Source organism: Pseudomonas sp. NPDC096917 (genome assembly GCF_044762555.1).
Lineage (GTDB): Bacteria > Pseudomonadota > Gammaproteobacteria > Pseudomonadales > Pseudomonadaceae > Aquipseudomonas.
The window spans coordinates 71,959-90,636 of record NZ_JBIWEO010000014.1 but is presented as its reverse complement, the minus strand read 5'-3'; the positions used below and the strand labels follow the sequence as shown (position 1 = coordinate 90,636).

General features: G+C 58.9%; 13 protein-coding genes. 11 read left to right on the top strand and 2 right to left on the bottom strand.

Features of this window, described 5'->3' with window-relative positions; genetic code table 11:
• Window positions 1-1,578 (top strand): glutamine-hydrolyzing GMP synthase, encoded by a 1,578-nt coding sequence (guaA, locus tag ACIQYF_RS17325; RefSeq protein WP_402864302.1) that lies wholly within the window; start codon window positions 1-3, stop codon window positions 1,576-1,578.
• A gap of 111 nt (window positions 1,579-1,689) precedes the next feature.
• Window positions 1,690-1,956, top strand: a complete 267-nt coding sequence (locus ACIQYF_RS17320) for a hypothetical protein (RefSeq protein ID WP_402864300.1) — start codon at window positions 1,690-1,692, stop codon at window positions 1,954-1,956.
• A 12-nt stretch (window positions 1,957-1,968) separates the two neighbouring features.
• Here ACIQYF_RS17320 and ACIQYF_RS17315 read toward each other — a convergent pair whose 3' ends face one another.
• Window positions 1,969-3,465: an MFS transporter gene (locus tag ACIQYF_RS17315; RefSeq protein ID WP_402864298.1), complete on the bottom strand. Its 1,497-nt coding sequence runs from the start codon at window positions 3,463-3,465 to the stop codon at window positions 1,969-1,971.
• A gap of 172 nt (window positions 3,466-3,637) precedes the next feature.
• Between ACIQYF_RS17315 and ACIQYF_RS17310 the strand changes: the two genes are divergently transcribed.
• From ACIQYF_RS17310 to ACIQYF_RS17290, 5 genes are all read left to right on the top strand, one after another.
• The gene (locus tag ACIQYF_RS17310; protein WP_402864296.1) at window positions 3,638-4,552 is read left to right on the top strand and encodes a LysR family transcriptional regulator; all 915 of its coding nucleotides are present in this window, start codon (window positions 3,638-3,640) and stop codon (window positions 4,550-4,552) included.
• 98 nt (window positions 4,553-4,650) lie between these two features.
• Window positions 4,651-6,108 (top strand): gamma-aminobutyraldehyde dehydrogenase, encoded by a 1,458-nt coding sequence (locus tag ACIQYF_RS17305; RefSeq protein WP_402864294.1) that lies wholly within the window; start codon window positions 4,651-4,653, stop codon window positions 6,106-6,108.
• 378 nt (window positions 6,109-6,486) lie between these two features.
• Window positions 6,487-7,644 carry an iron-containing alcohol dehydrogenase gene (locus tag ACIQYF_RS17300; protein ID WP_402864292.1) on the top strand — a complete coding sequence of 386 codons (1,158 nt, stop codon included), beginning with the start codon at window positions 6,487-6,489 and terminating at the stop codon, window positions 7,642-7,644.
• 10 nt (window positions 7,645-7,654) lie between these two features.
• Window positions 7,655-8,986, top strand: a complete 1,332-nt coding sequence (locus ACIQYF_RS17295; protein WP_402864290.1) for an APC family permease — start codon at window positions 7,655-7,657, stop codon at window positions 8,984-8,986.
• A gap of 126 nt (window positions 8,987-9,112) precedes the next feature.
• A complete protein-coding gene (locus ACIQYF_RS17290) occupies window positions 9,113-10,537 on the top strand; it encodes a gamma-aminobutyraldehyde dehydrogenase (RefSeq protein WP_402864288.1) in 1,425 nt (474 codons plus the stop codon).
• A 53-nt stretch (window positions 10,538-10,590) separates the two neighbouring features.
• Here ACIQYF_RS17290 and treR read toward each other — a convergent pair whose 3' ends face one another.
• Window positions 10,591-11,295 carry a trehalose operon repressor gene (treR, locus tag ACIQYF_RS17285; protein ID WP_402864286.1) on the bottom strand — a complete coding sequence of 235 codons (705 nt, stop codon included), beginning with the start codon at window positions 11,293-11,295 and terminating at the stop codon, window positions 10,591-10,593.
• 290 nt (window positions 11,296-11,585) lie between these two features.
• Between treR and treP the strand changes: the two genes are divergently transcribed.
• From treP to ptsP, 4 genes are all read left to right on the top strand, one after another.
• Window positions 11,586-13,028 (top strand): PTS system trehalose-specific EIIBC component, encoded by a 1,443-nt coding sequence (gene treP / locus ACIQYF_RS17280; RefSeq protein ID WP_402864284.1) that lies wholly within the window; start codon window positions 11,586-11,588, stop codon window positions 13,026-13,028.
• Between the two features lie 32 nt (window positions 13,029-13,060).
• A complete protein-coding gene (treC, locus tag ACIQYF_RS17275) occupies window positions 13,061-14,704 on the top strand; it encodes an alpha,alpha-phosphotrehalase (protein ID WP_402864282.1) in 1,644 nt (547 codons plus the stop codon).
• A gap of 129 nt (window positions 14,705-14,833) precedes the next feature.
• Window positions 14,834-16,057 carry a maltoporin gene (locus ACIQYF_RS17270; RefSeq protein WP_402864280.1) on the top strand — a complete coding sequence of 408 codons (1,224 nt, stop codon included), beginning with the start codon at window positions 14,834-14,836 and terminating at the stop codon, window positions 16,055-16,057.
• A gap of 62 nt (window positions 16,058-16,119) precedes the next feature.
• On the top strand, window positions 16,120-18,678 hold the full coding sequence (ptsP, locus tag ACIQYF_RS17265) for a phosphoenolpyruvate--protein phosphotransferase (protein ID WP_402864278.1): 2,559 nt from the start codon (window positions 16,120-16,122) through the stop codon (window positions 18,676-18,678).

The window sequence follows — 18,678 nt, the reverse complement described above, 5'->3', positions numbered from 1 at the left end:
ATGGCCCTCGACATTCACGCCCACCGCATTCTGATCCTGGACTTCGGTTCCCAGTACACCCAGTTGATCGCTCGTCGCGTTCGCGAAATCGGCGTTTACTGCGAACTGCACCCGTTCGACATGGACGACGCCGCGATCCGCGAATTTGCCCCTAAAGGCATCATCCTTGCTGGTGGCCCTGAGTCCGTACACGAAGCCAACAGCCCGCGTGCACCGCAAGCTGTATTTGACCTGGGCGTACCGGTTTTCGGTATCTGCTACGGCATGCAGACCATGGCTGAACAGATGGGTGGCAAGGTTGAAGGTTCCGAACTGCGTGAATTCGGTTATGCCCGCGTAGACGTGGTTGGCAAAAGCCGTCTGCTCGACGGCATCGAAGACCACATCGATGCCGACGGCCTGTTCGGTCTGGACGTATGGATGAGCCACGGTGACAAAGTCACCAAAATGCCATCCGACTTCCATATTCTGGCCAGCACCCCGAGCTGCCCGATTGCCGGCATGTTCAACGACGAGCGCGGTTACTACGGCGTGCAGTTCCACCCTGAAGTGACCCACACCAAGCAGGGCGGTCGTATCCTGTCGCGCTTCATTCTCGACATCTGCGGCTGTGAAGCCCTGTGGACCCCGTCGAAAATTGCTGAAGACGCAATTGCCAACATCCGAGCTCAAGTCGGCACCGACAACGTTCTGCTGGGCTTGTCCGGCGGCGTGGACTCCTCGGTCGTGGCGGCTTTGCTGCACAAGGCCATCGGCGACCAGTTGACCTGCGTCTTCGTGGACAACGGCCTGCTGCGCTTGCATGAAGGTGAGCAAGTGATGGCCATGTTCGCTGAGAACATGGGCGTTAAAGTGATTCGCGCCAACGCTGCCGATCAGTTCCTGAACAACCTGGCTGGCGAAAGCGACCCAGAGAAAAAGCGCAAGATCATCGGTCGCACCTTCATCGACGTATTCGATGCCGAATCCTGCAAGCTGGAAAACATCAAGTACCTGGCGCAGGGCACCATCTACCCGGACGTGATCGAGTCGGCTGGCGCCAAAAGCGGCAAGGCTCACGTCATCAAGTCGCACCACAACGTGGGTGGCTTGCCGGAAGAAATGAACCTCAAGCTGGTTGAACCCCTGCGCGAGCTGTTCAAGGACGAAGTCCGCCGTCTGGGTCTGGAACTCGGCCTGCCTTACGACATGGTCTACCGTCACCCGTTCCCGGGCCCGGGCCTGGGCGTGCGCATCCTGGGTGAAGTGAAAAAAGAATACGCCGACCTCCTGCGTCGCGCTGACCACATCTTCATCGAAGAACTGCGCAAGGCCGACTGGTATCACAAAGTCAGCCAGGCATTCGTAGTGTTCCAGCCGGTTAAATCGGTTGGCGTAGTAGGCGATGGTCGTCGTTACGCGTGGGTTGTGGCCTTGCGTGCTGTTGAAACCATCGACTTCATGACTGCGCGTTGGGCACACCTGCCTTACGAACTGCTCGAAACCGTGAGCGGTCGCATCATCAACGAAATCGAAGGCATCTCACGTGTGACATACGACGTGTCGAGCAAGCCGCCTGCGACGATTGAGTGGGAATGATGGGATGCCGGAATTGACCGGCGCCCATTCGCAATAAATACCCAAAAGCCCGCTTAATAGCGGGCTTTTGGCTTTCTGGGCAATACGGGCTCTGTGAGCGCGGGTGATCGAGTGTATGACTCGGCTTACTTCAAGCGCATACCGGCTTATCTGAAGAAAATCGCCGGTGGTACTGACAGCATCAGTCAACGGGTCGAGGCTGACAAAAAGGTTTACAAGGAGCAGCCTGTGGCGCAGCAATTCACGCCGCAAGCTAAGAAGATTTTCGGGGCTGAAACCGTAATTGCCGACACTTGGGTCATAAACGTGTACGAAGTTTCCTCAACCGGTGAGCGCAAAACCATTGGCGTTGCAAAAACAGAGGCGGTGGCGGACTGACCGCGCCTGTGTCTATGGCCGTTGGCGACTGAAAAGAATAAATACCCCCACGGCCAATAGAGCGATCACGACGGCCGAGGTCGTGAGCAACACCGAGTGGGTGCTCGAAAACGCGGCCTTGGCCGCTTCAATCAATGCACTGGCCTGCTCGGCGGGTAGCTCACTGGCAACCACGTAGCTGTCTCCTATCGATCTTGCTGCCCGTTCGGCAAGGGGCTGCGCCAGACCGCTGGGTAACAAGAGGGTGTGTCCAAAAACGCTGGACATGAACACCCCGAAGAAGGTGATTCCCAACCCTGTTCCCAGCTCGTAAGCCGTGGCTTCCAATGAACCTGCCGCGCCTCCCTTGCTGGCTTCTACCGAGCTCATGATGGCAATGGATGAAGCCGTCAGCCCAATACTCAGTGCCAGCCCCAACACCGCCAGCATGGCTGGTACAGCGATGACGGCTGCGCGTAAATCGGCAAAGGCCAGAAAGCCCAGCGCCCCGGCAGAAATAGCCAGTGACAGGCTGGAGACCCAGCGCAGGCCGAAGCGGTTGGACAGATAGCCCGCCACCGGGCCGCCGAGTGCGGCAGCGGCCATGATGGGGATCAGGAAAATCCCGGCCTGTAGCGCAGTTTTGTCCAGCACGTATTGCAGTTCCATCGCCAGGGTTAACTCCACGCCTGCCAACGCTCCGATGGTCACCAGGGCCATGATCATCCCGGCCAGTAGCGGCGGGTGGGTGAAGAGCGACAGATCCAGCATCGGCGTGGCAGAGCGCAGTTGCTGACGGGCGAACAGCGCCAGCAGCCCAAGCCCTGCGATCAGCACCGGTGTGGTGATCAGCAGTGGTTGGGTAGCACCAATACCCGTTTTCACGGCGTACACCACGCTGATAATGCCAGCGATGAGGGTCAGCGCCTGGCCTATTGCCCACTTGCCGGGGGTGGTGGCTTCTGCACGAGGCAACAGTGTGAACACCACCGGGATGACCGCCGCCATCACCGGCACGTTGATCAGAAATACCGAGCCCCACCAGAAGTGTTCGAGCAGCGCGCCGCCGATCAGTGGGCCGACCGCAGCGCCTGCGGCACCTACCGTGCCCCACAGCCCGAGGGCCATCGCGCGCTCGCGCTCATCCTCGAAGGTACGGCGGATGATGCCCAGCACGCAGGGCATGATCATCGACCCGCCCAGCGCCAGTAGCACTCGAGCCGCGATCAGCATGCTCGGCGTCGGCGCGAAAGCCGCGAGTAACGAGGCCACCCAGAACACGCTGAGGCCGCACAGCAGGATGCGTCGATGGCCCACGCGATCGGCCAGTGTGCCCATGGGCACCAGCAGGCCAGCCATCAGCAGCGGGTAGATATCAATAATCCACAGGACCTCAGTCCCCGAGGCGCCAAGCGCGAGCGTCAGTGCGGGCACTGCAATATGCAGGATGGTCATGTCGATCACGATGGGCACAAAGGCCAGCATCACCGCGATCAGGATCAGCCAGCGTTTAGGGACAGTAAAGGACATGGTTAAGGTTCTCGATCAACAGGTATCGACGCAGAGGGTGTAGATGACTTTACGTCCCACGCGCAGCTTTTTTGTGACGGGGCTTCATACGCAGGTTATTCACCCCAAGCCATCGATTAAAAAGATATACACTCGCCAGCATCTATAAAAAAGACCGCTGGGTGTTTCCCTCATGATGACGTTGCGTCAGATCCGCCATTTCATTGCGGTGGCCGAAACCGGTTCGATCTCGGCCGCTGCTCAAGCGGTTTACATCTCCCAATCAACGTTGACACTGGCCATCCAGCAACTGGAGCAGGAAATCGGCGTCAGCCTGTTCAATCGCCACGCCAAGGGCATGACCCTGACTCACCAAGGCCACCAATTCCTGCGTCAGGCGCACTTGATTCTGGCAACCGTCGATAACGCCAAACGCAGCTTGCAGCAAAGCACCGACCAGGTGGCCGGGCAGTTAATCGTCGGTGTAACCAGCTTGGTGGCAGGCTACTACCTCGCCGATTTGCTCACCCGTTTTCAGCGTGCTTACCCTAACGTTGAAATCCGGGTGATGGAAGACGAACGGCCGTATATCGAGCATTTGCTGGTCAGCGGCGAGATTGATGTGGGGGTGTTGATTCTCTCCAACCTCGAAGACCGCCACGCTTTGCAGTCCGAAGTGCTGACGCATTCGCCTCATCGGCTGTGGCTGCCGGCTCAGCACCCACTGCTGGAACTCGACAGCATCAACTTGGCCGACGTGGCCAGGGAATCGCTGATTCAGCTCAATGTCGATGAGATGGACAGCAATGCCCAGCGTTTGTGGGCTCAGGCCGGTCTGCAACCGAGTATTACATTGCGCACGGCGTCGACCGAAGCGGTGCGAAGCCTGGTCGCTGCGGGGTTAGGAGTGTCGATTCAGCCCGACATGACTTACCGTCCGTGGTCGTTGGAAGGCGACATTATCGAAGCCCGGCCCATTGCCGACCTTAATCAGACGCTCGATGTGGGGTTGGCCTGGCGCCGTGGTACTGCGCGCCCGGCGTTGGTAGACCCGTTTTTGACGGTTGCACGCGAGCAGCCGCATGGCGGGCGCAAGCCGTTGATTTAGTATTTAGTGTTTGTGGGTCTCGACCCGCGAAGATTAATCTTGTTACCTCGATAAGACGGTCGGGCAGCCCCTGGCCACCAGAAAAGAGAGTCCGCTAAATGCCAGCCGCGCAGACCCCGTTGTTCACCGCCCTGTTGATTGATGGTGAATTAGTCGCCGGCCAGGGCGTTGTCGAGCCCATCCTCAACCCCGCCACTGGTGAAGTGCTGGCTCGTATCGCCGAAGCCAGCGCCGAGCAGACCGAGGCGGCGATCCTCGCCGCGCACCGGGCGTTTTCCAGCTGGGCGCGCACCACCCCGCAACAACGTTCGAACCTGTTGCTGGAAATCGCCAACACGATTGAAAAAAACGCCGACTATTTGGCCCGTCTCGAATCGCTGAACTGCGGCAAGCCATTGCACTTGGCCCGCAAGGACGATTTGAACGCAACCGTGGACGTGTTCCGCTTTTTCGCGGGTGCCGTGCGCTGCCAGACCGGCCAGCTCAGCGGGGAATACATGCCCGGATACACCAGCATGGTTCGTCGTGATCCGATTGGCGTGGTGGCCTCGATTGCCCCCTGGAACTACCCAATCATGATGGCCGCCTGGAAAATCGCGCCCGCGCTGGCCGCCGGCAACACCCTGGTGTTCAAACCTTCCGAGCACACGCCGCTGTCCATCCTGGCACTGGCACCCGCATTGGCCGAGATCCTGCCACGCGGGGTAATCAACATCATTTGTGGCGGCGGTGAAAACGTCGGCAGCAATTTGGTCAGCCACCCCAAAGTGCGCATGGTTTCACTGACCGGCGACATCGTCACCGGGCAGAAAATCCTCTCAACTGCAGCCAAGACCCTTAAACGCACCCACCTCGAACTCGGCGGCAAGGCGCCGGTGATCGTCTGCAATGACGCCGACATTGAGGCGGTAGTTGAAGGCGTGCGGGCCTATGGCTATTACAACGCTGGCCAGGATTGCACCTCAGCCTGCCGGGTTTATGCGCAGTCCGGTATTTACGAGCGCTTGGTGGCCGAGTTGGGGGCTGCGGTGGGCAGCATTCGGTTTGCTGGCAAGCGCGATGCCGATAACGAAATTGGCCCTCTGATCAGCACTCGCCAGCGTGACCGTGTGTCCAGTTTTGTCGAGCGCGCGCTCGGTCAGCCGCACATTGAATGTGTCACCGGGGCTGCTGCGCATCCGGGAGCGGGCTTCTACTACCAGCCGACGCTGCTGGCGGGCTGCAAGCCCAATGATGAAATCGTCCAGCGTGAAGTCTTTGGCCCTGTCGTCACCGTGACCCGTTTTGACGAGCTCGCACACGCGGTGGACTGGGCCAACGACTCCGAGTACGGCCTGGCCTCTTCGGTCTGGACCCAGAACCTGGACAAGGCCATGCAAGTGGCGGCGCGCTTGCAGTACGGCTGCACCTGGATCAACAGCCACTTCATGCTGGTCAGCGAAATGCCTCACGGCGGCCTTAAACGCTCGGGCTACGGCAAGGATCTCTCCAGCGATTCGTTGCAGGACTACAGCGTGGTGCGCCACATCATGGCCCGGCATGGGCAGCATCTGTAGCTAAGCGTCGGCCCCTGTAGTCGCGGTCGAGATCGATTGCGAAGCGATCGTAAATCCTCAAAATCCGATCTCACGCAATAACCGCTTGCCCGTTTGCGACGGCTGCGCCGCCGATCGCAGCCTCGTGCTTGGACAGCGACTACGGGTTTGGTGCGTGGTCAGCTTTTGGAGCATTCGATTTAATCGAATGCTCCCTTGAGTTTTAAGTATTTGTTGATCCATTACCCGTCACTTACTGTTTCGACCCATACCGGCTTGTGCTCACACTAATCGGCATCCTCAACAATAAAACCAATATCAGCCGCTCCAGCGGTTCTCTGACTCGTCTGCCATAACGACAACATTGCAAGAGCGCCACAGAGCGAGAGGAACTTCCCCATGCAATTCCAGTTTCTACTACCCACCAAAATCGTCATGGAACCTGGCCTGCGCCAGCGTACCGGCGAGCATATAGCCGGTCTCGGCTTGCGTCATGTGCTGCTGGTCACCGATCCGGGCGTCAAGAACGCCGGTCTGCTCGACAGCATCTACACCAGCCTGGAACAGGCCGGTGTTCGCTTTGATGAGATCGCCGACGTTAAACCCAACCCGCGCAGCGAAGACGTCAATCGCGCCGCCGCCCTCTATCGCGGCAAGGGTATAGACGGTGTGCTGGCGGTGGGGGGTGGCAGCGCGATGGACGCGGCCAAGGCGATCAGCGTGTTGCTGACCCATGACGGCAGGGTTGAAGACTACGAAGGCGCTTTTACCCTTAAAGGCCCGGTGCTGCCGATTGTGGCAATCCCGACTACAGCAGGCACCGGCAGCGAGGTGACGTTTTTTTCGGTGATCACCGACACCCGCCGCCAATTTAAGATGAGCCTGCTGGATTATCGCATCGGCCCGGTTCTGGCGTTGCTCGACTCGGACATCACCGCGACGTTGCCGCCGCACATCGCCGCCGCTACCGGGATGGACGCCCTCACACACGCCATCGAAGCCTATACCGGCAAGCCCGCTAACCCGATCAGCGATGGTTTGGCCCTGCATGCAATCCGCTTGATCGCGCAGAACCTCAAGCCTGCTGTACAAGACCCGCACAACAGTGAAGCCCGTGAGCAGATGCTGATTGCCAGCCTGATTGCCGGCATGGCCTTCGGTAATGCCGACATCGCCAGCGTGCACTGTATTTCCGAAGCCATCGGCGGCATGTACGACACCCCTCATGGGGTCGGCAACGCAATCTTCCTCCCGTTCGTATTCAGCCATAACCGCGACGCTGACCTGCGCCGTCACGCCGATGTCGCTTATGCCCTGGGCATCGACCCCAACCTGAGCGCCGCCGACGCAGCCCAAGCCGCCGTGGAGCAGTTGTTCCGTATGAACCGCGAACTGGGGATCCCGCGCTTCGCGGACGTGGCCGGGGTTCGCGAAGAAGACTTCCTGACCATTGCGCAGAAGTCCAAGAGCAATATTTCCGATGCGAGCAACACCAAAGACATGACCGTCGAGAGCTACCTCGATGTGATTCGTGCCGCCTACAACTACACCGCTTGAGGCCAGACCCATGAGCGCATCGATCTCTACTCCGCATCTGCGTCGCACCCTCGGGCCGGTTTCCGTGCTGCTGTTTGGCCTGGCCTTTATTGCCCCGCTGATCGTGTTTGGCACCTATGGTGTGATTGCTCAGGCCAGCCAGAACACCGTGGCATTGTCTTATGTCGTGGCTTCCATAGGGGTGATCTTCACTGCCTTGAGCTACGGGCGACTGGTTCGGGTTTTCCCCGCTGCCGGTTCCGCGTACACCTACACGCGAAAAATGCTAAATCCCAATATCGGCTTTATGGTCGGTTGGGCGGCACTGCTCGATTACTTCTTTATCCCGATGCTGATCTGGCTGCTGGGGGCGAGCTACCTCAACCTGGCGTTCCCTGATGTGCCGCAGTGGTGCTGGATCACCGGCTTCATCGTGTCCACCTCCTTGCTCAACATTCTCGGGATTCAGGTGGCCAACCGTTTCAACATCATCTTGATGCTGATCCAACTGACGATCATTACAGTGTTCATCGCCTTGTGCTGGCACTACGTCACCGCGATCAACGGCCCCGGCGGTTTGCTGTCCGTCAAACCGTTCTTCAATGCCGACGTACCGTTCTCGGCCACCATGGCCGGAGCCGCCATCGCCGCTTATTCGTTCCTTGGCTTCGATGCCCTGTCGACCTTGAGTGAAGAAACCGTAGAGCCTGAGCGCACCATTCCACGGGCTATTTTACTGGTGGCATTGATCGGCGGCAGCCTGTACATCGGTTCGTCGTACTTCATGTACCTGGCGCACCCAATTGGCGTGTTCGAGAACATCGACGGCGCAGCGTTCGAAATCGCCAAGACCATCGGTGGTGACCTGTTCTTCGGTGTGGTGCTGACCGGCATCATCATTGCCCACTTCGCGGCCGGTCTGTCGTTCCAGGCCAGTGTCGGTCGTCTGCTGTATGCCTTGGGCCGTGACAACCAACTGCCGCAAAAACTGTTTGGCGTGCTCAACCCACGCTACAAAACCCCGGTGTTCAACATCGTACTGTCCGGTGCCTTTGGCCTTGTCGGGTTTGGCCTGACCATTGCCACCGCTACTTCGCTGGTTAACTTCGGCGCCTTCCTGGCCTTTACTGCCGTCAACCTGTGCGCGCTGAAACTCACCTTTGATCGCACGCTCGGCGATAAGGCCGGTGTGCTGCGCGGCGTGCTATTCCCGCTGGCGGGCGCCTTCACCTCCGGCTGGATGCTGATCAGCCTCGACTCGGACGCGCTGATTCTCGGTTGCTGCTGGGTGTTGCTGGGGCTGGTGTACCTGGCCTTGCGAACCCGGCTGTTCAGCACCGCAGTGCCTGAAGCCGCGCTCTGATTTCCCGGGCGCCTGGCGCCTAACTTCCAAAGACCTGTAGCAGCCTTCCATGCGCATGTGTGTGCGCATGCGGGGGCGGTTGCGACTTTTTCAGGGCGGTGGCCAATCCCGCCCACAGGAGAACCCATGCAAACCTGCCTGCTGATTAATGGTCAACTCATCGCCGGTGAAGGCGAAAAGCTGTCGGTGCTGAACCCGTCTCTGGGCGCCACCCTGGTAGAGATTTCCGAGGCCAGTCTGGCTCAGGTCGACGCTGCAGTCTGTGCTGCAGATGCCGCTTTCGAAGCCTGGTCGCAAACCACGCCCAAGGACCGCTCACACCTGTTGCTGAAACTGGCCGACGCCATCGACGCCCACGCCTTGGAGCTGGCGCGTCTTGAGTCCGACAACTGCGGCAAACCCTACACCGCTGCACTGAACGACGAACTGCCGGGTGTTGCCGATGTATTCCGCTTTTTCGCCGGGGCCAGCCGTTGCCTGCAAGGCAGCGCAGCAGGCGAGTACTTGGCGGGTCACACCTCGATGATCCGCCGCGATCCGGTCGGCGTAGTGGCCTCCATCGCGCCATGGAACTACCCGCTGATGATGGCCGCCTGGAAACTCGCCCCGGCGTTGGCTGCTGGCAATACCGTGGTCATCAAGCCGTCTGAACAAACCCCGTTGAGTACGTTGAAGCTGGCGCAATTGATGGCGGAAATCTTCCCGGCTGGGGTAGTTAACGTGGTCTTCGGTCGTGGTATGAATGTTGGTAAGCCCCTGACCAGCCACCCTAAAGTGCGCATGGTGTCGCTGACCGGCTCCATTGCCACCGGTAGCCAGATTATTGCGGGCACCGCCGACAGCGTGAAACGCATGCACATGGAACTGGGCGGCAAAGCGCCGGTGATCGTGTTCGATGATGCCGATATCGACGCCGCCGTCGAAGGGGTGCGCAACTTCGGCTTCTACAATGCGGGTCAGGATTGCACGGCCGCTTGCCGTCTTTATGTGCAGAAAGGCATCTACCCCGAGTTTGTAAGAAAACTCGCAGAAGCAGTATCGAGCATTCGCTACGGCCTGCAGGATGACCCAGAGACCGAGCTAGGCCCGTTGATTACCTTGCAGCATCTGGAGCGTGTTGAAGGTTTTGTGCAGCGTGCCCGACAACAGTCACACATCGACGTCGTGACAGGTGGCCAGCGGGTTGCGGGGCCGGGCTTTTTCTTTGAACCGACCGTGCTCGCGGGTGCCCGTCAGGACGACGAAGTGGTGCGCCGCGAAATCTTTGGCCCGGTGGTCACGGTCACCGAGTTCGACGACGAAGCCCAGGCCCTGTCGTGGGCCAACGACTCCGACTACGGTCTGGCGTCCTCGGTCTGGACCCATGATGTCGGGCGCGCCCATCGCCTGGCTGCGCGCCTGCAATACGGCTGCACCTGGGTGAACACACACTTCATGCTGGTCAGCGAAATGCCCCACGGTGGCGCCAAGCTTTCGGGGTATGGCAAAGACATGTCGATGTACGGGCTTGAGGATTACACCACCGTTCGGCATGTGATGTTCAAGCACTAAGTGAAGCAAAAGCCCCTCACCCCAACCCTCGCGGAGGGTGAGGTTTTTTTGACTTAGCGTCTGGCAATATCCGAAAAATAGAACTTGTCCAGCGTATGCCGCGATTCGGTGTACTCAAACTGCCGACCATCCTGCAAAAACGTCTGGTTGCTCACCACAATCACATGGCTTTGCCCCTCCAGATCCAGGTGCAATTGATCGTCCTTGCTGCGCGGCACCGCTTCGATGGTGCGCTGTGCGTAGCTGATCTGCAGGTTCAGGGTTTGTTCGATATGGGCATAAATCGAGTGCTGGGCAATCTCTTGATCCAGGCCTGGAATCAGCTCGCTGACGAAGCAGTTGATGTCTAAAATCACCCGCTTTCCGTCAATCCGCCGTACCCGTTTGATGCGGGTAATCAGGCTGCCTGCTGGTGCGTCGATCTTCTCGCACAGCGCGCCTTCCAGCACAAAGTGAGTGAACTCGACCACGTCGGTGCTCACGTCATTGCCCAGGCTTGGGTAGGTTTCCTGAAAACTGACGATGCCGCCCAATTGAAACTCAATCGGGCTGGATGACAATACAAAGGTGCCTTTGCCATGGATCTTCTGCGCAAAGCCGCGTTCCTGAAGCTGCTCAATCGCCTTGCGCACCGTTCCGCGGCTGGCCTCGTAACGGGTCATTAATTCGGTTTCAGACGGCAAGCGCGCACCGCGCGCCAGACGCTCAGTGGTGATGTTCGCAAGCAGATCGGTGTAGATCTGGCTGTATTTAGTCATGACGATGGGTCTTTGCCGTTGGGTGTTCAGGTCCCGAACCTTAAGGGCAGGGGGTAGGCAGCGCAAGCCCCGCTGCAAAGCCGGAGAATTAGGAATTTTCAGGCGCGCTTTCTGGATGTAACTGATTGTTGTAATCGCCAACTACTGCACAGTTAAGCAGGGGGTTTTAAAAAATTTACCCAACTCGTCTATACCAGTTATTGCTTTAGCTCGTACAGACGAGTATTTTTCGCTTCGGCGTGCTGCCAAAACGACGCTCCATAATAAAAATTTCGCGCGGAAGACAACGCATGAGCCACGATTATTCAAAGATCGCCAGCGAGTTACTGCACAGCCTCGGTGGCGCTGACAACCTGGAGCAGGCGGCGCATTGCGTCACACGTCTGCGTCTGGCGCTCAAAGACCCGAGCCTGGTAGACAGCGCGACCCTTAATCAGATTGACCTGGTCAAAGGTTCCTTCTTCACCGGTGGCCTGTACCAAGTGGTGATTGGCCCAGGCGAAGTCGAAAAGGTTTACGCCGCCTTGCGTGAACAAACCGGTCTCGCCGCCTCCACCATTGCTGACGTCAAGCAAAAGGGCGCCGACAAGACCAATGCCCTGCAGCGTCTGGTGCGGGTGTTCTCTGATGTGTTCATGCCAATTCTGCCTGCGCTGATCATTGCCGGCCTGCTGATGGGGGTTAACAACCTGCTCGGCGCCAAAGGCATGTTCATCGCCGATAAAACCCTGCTCGATGCCTACCCGTCACTGGATGGCGTGTGGAGCCTGATCAACCTGATGGCCAACACCTCGTTTGTGTTCTTGCCCGCGCTGGTGGGCTGGTCGGCGGCCAAACGCTTTGGCGGCAGCGAAATTCTCGGCATCGTGCTCGGCCTGATGCTGGTTCACCCCGATCTGCTCAATGCCTGGAACTACGGTAAGGCCGTGGCCGGGCTCGACGGCCAGAGCCTGCCGTACTTCAACATTCTGGGAGTGTTCCAGATTGAGAAAGTGGGCTACCAAGGGCAAATCCTGCCGATTCTGATGGCGGCCTACGTCATGAGCGTGATCGAAAAGTGGCTACGCGCACGTGTACCCAATGCCATTCAATTGTTGGTGGTGCCGATCACCACCATCGTCATTACCGGCGTGCTGGCGCTGGCCATCATTGGCCCGGTGACTCGTCACCTGGGTATTTTGATCACCGAAGGCGTGGTTATGTTGTTTGACCTGGCGCCGATACTGGGCGGGATGATTTTTGGCCTGCTGTACGCACCGCTGGTGATCACCGGCATGCACCACATGTTCCTTGCCGTTGACCTGCAACTGATCTCGACGCAGGGCGGTACGTTTATCTGGCCAATGATTGTCATGTCCAATATTGCCCAGGGCAGCGCTGCGCTTGGTGTCTTCTACATGAGCCGCAACGTGCGCGAACGCAGCATGGCGTCGACCTCTGCGGTATCCGCGTATTTCGGTATCACTGAACCCGCGATGTTCGGGATCAACCTGCGCTACAAATTCCCGTTCTACGCCGCCTTGATCGGCTCGGCGCTGGGCAGCATTTTCCTGTCGCTGAACAAGGTCCAGGCCTCGGCCATCGGGGTCGGCGGCTTGCCAGGCTTTATCTCGATTATTCCCCAGTACATCCCGATGTTCGTGATCGGCATGCTGGTTGCGCTTGTCGTGCCTTTTGTCCTGACGTGCGCGCTGAGCCTGAAAATCATTCGTCCCGGCTATCGCGTCGCCTGATCGGTCATCCCCCCTATTTTTGAGGAGCCCCCATGCAAGACTGGCAGCGTTCGGTGATCTATCAGATCTACCCAAAAAGTTTTTACAGTCACGCAGGCAACGCCACCGGTGATTTGCTGGGCGTGGTCGACAAACTGGATTACCTGCAATGGCTGGGCGTTGATTACCTGTGGCTGACGCCGTTTCTGCGCTCGCCGCAACGCGACAATGGCTATGACATCAGCGACTACTACGCCATCGATCCGAGCTACGGCAATATGGCCGACTGCGAGGTGTTGATCAGCGAAGCCAGGGCGCGCGGTATCAAACTGATGCTCGACATCGTGGTCAATCACACCTCCATTGAACACGAATGGTTCCAGCAAGCGCGCAGCAGCCTCGACAACCCGTATCGCGACTTTTATATCTGGCGCGATCAGCCGAACAACTGGGAGTCCAAGTTTGGCGGCTCGGCGTGGGAATACGAGGCGCAAACCGGCCAGTACTACTTGCACCTGTTTGATCACACCCAGGCCGACTTGAACTGGGACAACCCCAAGGTCCGCGCCGAAGTCTACAAACTGATGGGCTTTTGGCGTGACAAGGGGGTGGGTGGTTTCCGTCTGGACGTGATCAACCTGATCTCCAAACCCGCGCACTTCCCGCAAGACAACACGGATGGTCGGCGCTTCTACACCGACGGCCCCAACGTGCACGAGTACCTGCAAGAGATGCACCGCGAAGTCTTCGCCGGGCACGATTTGGTCAGCGTGGGTGAAATGTCATCCACCAGCCTTGAACACTGCATTCGCTACTCGCGTCCCGAGAGCAAAGAACTGTCGATGACCTTCAACTTTCATCACCTGAAAGTTGATTACCCGAACATGCAGAAGTGGGTGCGCGCCGACTTCGACTTCCTGGAACTCAAGCGCATCCTGTCCGACTGGCAAGTGGGCATGCAGGCTGGCGGCGGCTGGAACGCTTTGTTCTGGTGCAACCACGACCAGCCACGTGCCGTGTCGCGGTTTGGCGATGACGGTGAGTTTCATGGGGTCTCGGCCAAGATGCTCGCCACCGCACTGCATTGCCTGCAAGGCACGCCGTATGTGTATCAGGGCGAAGAAATCGGCATGACCAACCCAGGCTTCGTTCGCATCGACCAGTACCGCGACGTCGAAACCCTGAACATCTATCGCCTCAAGCGCGAAGCCGGTGTGTCGCATGACGATTGCATGGCCGCGATCATGCAGAAATCGCGGGACAACAGCCGCACACCGATGCAATGGGATCACCAGCCGAATGCGGGCTTCAGCACCGTTGAACCGTGGATTGGCATCCCTCAAAACGCTGAGGTCATCAACGTCGAAGACCAGCGCAACGACCCAAACTCCGTGCTGCATCACTACCGCCAACTGATTGCCTTGCGCCGCAATGAACCGCTTTTGAGTGACGGCCAATACCGCCAGTTGTTGACTGAGCATTCGCAGGTGTGGGCCTACGTACGTGAAGGTGCAGGGGAGCGCTTGCTGGTGCTCAACAACTTCTACGGCACGCCGTGCGAGATCGAACTGCCGCAAGAGGTGATCACCGAAGGCATGACGCAGCGGCTGTTGATCAGCAACTACAGCGACTGCCCGTTGCGTACACGGCGTATCACCTTGCGCCCCTACGAGTCGTTCGCCCTGCATCTTAAATAGCTCGGCGCAAAAAACGGTAGGAGCGAGCTTGCTCGCGATCTTTTAACGATCAAAAGATCGCGAGACAAGCTCGCGCCTGCACAGATCAAAACGTTTCATATCCAAAAAATAAAAATAAAAAGGTCGTTCATGAACACAACACTCAACCGCAGTCTTTTCACCGCATGCGTGTGCCTGTTGGCGCCTCTTTCAGCCAACGCCCTGGAGTTTGCGGGTTACCTGCGCAGCGGCATCGGCAACTCGCTTGAAGGTGGCAAACAATCGTGTTTCAAACTGCCCGGCGCCGAGTCCAAATATCGCTTGGGCAACGAATGTGAACAGTACGCAGAGCTGGAACTACGCCAGGACGTCTATAGCTTCGATGACGGCTCGGTACTCAGCGTCGACGGCATGGCCTCCCTGTACAACCAGTACAACCGCCAGTTGACCTTTCAGGGCGACAACGGCTCGGCACGTTTGCCGCAGCTGTACGCGCAATGGTCCAACCTGTCGAGCCTCAATGGCGGTTCGGTGTGGGCCGGGCGGCGTTACTACAAACGTAACGACATTCACATTTCCGACTTCTACTACTGGAACCAGAGCGCCACGGGTGCCGGTATCGAAGACGTGTTGATCGGTGGTTTGAAATACAGCTACGCCCTGTCGCGCAAAGACAGCCTGTATCAAGAAGACTACGTCACGCGTCACGATTTCAACGTCGCGGGTTTCAACACCAACCCTGGCGGTCAGCTCGAGTTCGGCCTCAGTTACCTCGAAAAACCGCAGCGCACTGATGCACACAGCGGCTGGGCGATCACTGCGCAGCACGTGCAAAGCGATTTTCTGGGCGGTAAAAACAAGTTCGCCGTGCAGTACGGCGAAGGCTCCGGCACCGGGCTGGGCTACACCGGCAATACCCAACTGGATAACAGCAGCAAGCGTTATCGGGTCGTTGAGTTCTTCGACTGGCAAGTGACACCGCGCTTTGGTGGGCAAGTCGAAGCGGTGTATCAAAAGGACTTCCGTCCGGACGGTGGCAACCAAGAGTGGCTTTCGCTGGGCGTGCGACCTACTTATGCGATCACCGAGCAATTCAAGCTGGTGACCGAGTTTGGTCATGATCAGGTCAAGGCCACAGATGGCACGCGCAAGCTGAGCAAGTTTACGTTCGCGCCGACGTGGTCCCCTAACGGCCCAAGCTTTTGGGCGCGCCCCGAGGTGCGTTTGTACTACACCTACGCCAGCTGGAACGCGGCGGCGCAACGAGCCGCCAATGAGTTCGACGCCGGTTCGGCATTGTCTGACAGCGGCGCCTTTGGCAAGGCGCTGCAGGGGTCAAACGCCGGTGTACAAATCGAGTACTGGTGGAAATAAGCGACGCTGGCGGGGCTCGCGCTCCAGCGGCATTTAACTGAATCAACCGCAGGTGAAATCACATGCTCACATCCCCACAACTGGAACTGCTGGCGCCGCTGTCGGGTGTTCTGATGCCACTGGATCACGTTCCTGATCCAGTGTTCTCGAGCCGCTTGATGGGCGATGGCCTGTGTATCGATCCCACGTCGCAGGTGCTGTGCGCGCCGCTGACCGGGGTGGTCAGCAACCTGCAACACAGCGGGCATGCTGTCAGCATCACCCACGCCAATGGCATGCAAGTGTTGCTGCACATTGGTCTGGACACAGTGAACCTCGGCGGCAAGGGCTTTACCGCCTTGGTCAAAGAGGGGCAACAGGTTACGGCCGGGCAAGCATTGATCGAGTTTGATGCCGATTACATCGCTCAGCAGGCCCGCAGCTTGCTGACGTTGATGTTGGTGGTGAGCGGCGAAAGCTTTACCCCTGAGACGGGCAGCAGCGGTTGGGTCGAGTGCGGCCAATCGGTATTGCGCTTGGGCGCCACCGAGCCGCAGACAGCGCCCCGCGTGACTGCCACCCAAGGTGAGGCGCTGTTCTCGGCGGCCATTGCACTGCCCAATCCCAACGGTTTGCATGCGCGTCCGGCAGCGGTGTTCGCGCAGGCAGCCAAGGGTTTTAGTGCCACCATCGGCTTGCATAAACACCAAGAAAGCATCAACGCCAAGTCGCTGGTCGCCATCATGACCCTGCAAACGACCCACGGCGATGTGGTACGAGTCAGTGCGACAGGTGACGATGCCGAGCAGGCCATTCACGTGTTGTCAGAATTGTTGCTGGCGGGCTGCGGCGAGGTGGTCACGGCTGTTACGCCCGCCGGGGTGGAACCCGAGCCGGTGGCGGCTAGCGAATCGCCTGCCGTGGATGACACGGTGTTGCGCGGCATTTGTGCGTCATCCGGTGCGGTGTTTGGGCAGGTGGTGCAAATCGCCGAGCAAGCCCTGCACTACCCAGAAGCGGGCGCCGGTGAATCGTTTGAACAGGCGCAATTGCAACGCGCCTTGTTTAAGGCCGACCAAGCGCTCGATACGCTTGGCCGCGAATTCAGTCAGGGGCCGCAAACGCAGATTTTCAGTGCGCACCGAGAGCTGCTGCAAGACCCAAGTCTGCTTGAACATGCGCAAACGCTTTTAGCCTCGGGTAAAAGTGCGGCCTTCTCGTGGGCCGATGCGGTTGAAGTGAACGAAAAACGGTTTCGAAATATGGGCAACACGTTTCTTGCTGAAAGGGCTCAAGACCTGGCCGATGTCGGCAAGCGGGTGCTCAAGCTGATTCTGCGGGTAGAGGACACGATTCAAACGCTGCCGAACAACGCCATCCTGATTGCCGATCAGCTCAGCCCGTCGCAAACGGCAGGGCTCGACACGGGCAAGGTGGTGGGCTTTGCCACCGTCGGTGGCGGCGCGACCAGTCACGTCGCGATTTTGGCGCGTGCCTTGGGCTTGCCCGCGATGTGCGGTTTGCCAGCACGGGTTCTGTCGCTGGCCAGCGGGACGCCGGTGTTACTGGATGCTGAACAGGGTGAGTTGCACGTGCACCCGAGTGACTCGGCGATTGAACAGCTCACGGCCAAGCGCGAGCAACAGCGTCTGCGCCAGCAGCGCGAGCTGGCGCACGCGTCGTTGCGGGCCGATACGCGTGATGGGCGTCACATCGAAGTGTCGGCCAACATTGCGTCACTGGCCGAGGCGGAGCACGGCATGACACTCGGCGCGCAAGGCGTCGGTTTGTTGCGTTCGGAGTTCTTGTACCTGGAACGCAGTCGTGCGCCCAGCCACGATGAGCAAGTCGCCACTTACAGCGCCATCGCCCGGGCCGTGGGGCCTGAGTACAACCTGGTCGTACGCACCCTGGATGTAGGGGGCGATAAACCGCTGGCTTACGTACCGATGGCACATGAAGCCAACCCGTTTTTGGGCATGCGCGGGATTCGCTTGTGCCTGGAACGTCCAGAGCTGTTGCGTGAACAGTTCAGCGCGATCCTGGCCAGCGCCGACCTGACACGTCTGCACATCATGTTGCCGATGGTCACGCAGGTCTCTGAATTGCGCTTGGCGCGCCAGTTACTGGCAGAACAGGCGCAGCGCCTGGGCATCCAGCAGTTGCCCAAGCTGGGGATCATGATTGAAGTACCCGCTGCCGCCTTGATGGCCGACCTGTTTGCGCCCGAGGTCGACTTCTTCTCGATTGGCACCAACGACTTGACCCAATACACCTTGGCGATGGACCGCGACCACCCGCGTCTGGCCAGTCAGGCCGATAGCGTCCACCCGGCGGTATTGCGCCTGATCGCCAACACCGTCAAAGCAGCGCATGCCCACGGCAAATGGGTGGGGGTGTGCGGCGCGCTGGCGTCCGAGTCACTGGCGGTGCCGGTGCTGGTGGGGCTGGGTGTTGATGAGTTATCGGTGAGCGTGCCGTTGATTCCGGCGATTAAAGCGCGGGTACGCGAGCTGGACTACACAGCCTGTCAACGCCTGGCGCAACAGGTGCTGGCGCTGGAAAGTGCCGATCAGGTTCGAGCCGTTTTGCAACAGCCGCAATCGGCCCAGGCCGCCCCCTCACTGGTGTTGGAGAACTGA

What these genes read in the sequence shown, in the direction of transcription:
- ACIQYF_RS17270 (WP_402864280.1), top strand. Translation starts at nt 14,834, where the DNA reads ATGAACACAACACTCAACCGCAGTCTTTTCACCGCATGCGTGTGCCTG.
- ACIQYF_RS17300 (WP_402864292.1), top strand. Translation starts at nt 6,487, where the DNA reads ATGCAATTCCAGTTTCTACTACCCACCAAAATCGTCATGGAACCTGGC.
- ACIQYF_RS17310 (WP_402864296.1), top strand. Translation starts at nt 3,638, where the DNA reads ATGATGACGTTGCGTCAGATCCGCCATTTCATTGCGGTGGCCGAAACC.
- treC (WP_402864282.1), top strand. Translation starts at nt 13,061, where the DNA reads ATGCAAGACTGGCAGCGTTCGGTGATCTATCAGATCTACCCAAAAAGT.
- ACIQYF_RS17315 (WP_402864298.1), bottom strand. Translation starts at nt 3,465, where the DNA reads ATGTCCTTTACTGTCCCTAAACGCTGGCTGATCCTGATCGCGGTGATG.
- treP (WP_402864284.1), top strand. Translation starts at nt 11,586, where the DNA reads ATGAGCCACGATTATTCAAAGATCGCCAGCGAGTTACTGCACAGCCTC.
- ACIQYF_RS17305 (WP_402864294.1), top strand. Translation starts at nt 4,651, where the DNA reads ATGCCAGCCGCGCAGACCCCGTTGTTCACCGCCCTGTTGATTGATGGT.
- guaA (WP_402864302.1), top strand. Translation starts at nt 1, where the DNA reads ATGGCCCTCGACATTCACGCCCACCGCATTCTGATCCTGGACTTCGGT.
- ACIQYF_RS17295 (WP_402864290.1), top strand. Translation starts at nt 7,655, where the DNA reads ATGAGCGCATCGATCTCTACTCCGCATCTGCGTCGCACCCTCGGGCCG.
- ACIQYF_RS17290 (WP_402864288.1), top strand. Translation starts at nt 9,113, where the DNA reads ATGCAAACCTGCCTGCTGATTAATGGTCAACTCATCGCCGGTGAAGGC.
- treR (WP_402864286.1), bottom strand. Translation starts at nt 11,295, where the DNA reads ATGACTAAATACAGCCAGATCTACACCGATCTGCTTGCGAACATCACC.
- ptsP (WP_402864278.1), top strand. Translation starts at nt 16,120, where the DNA reads ATGCTCACATCCCCACAACTGGAACTGCTGGCGCCGCTGTCGGGTGTT.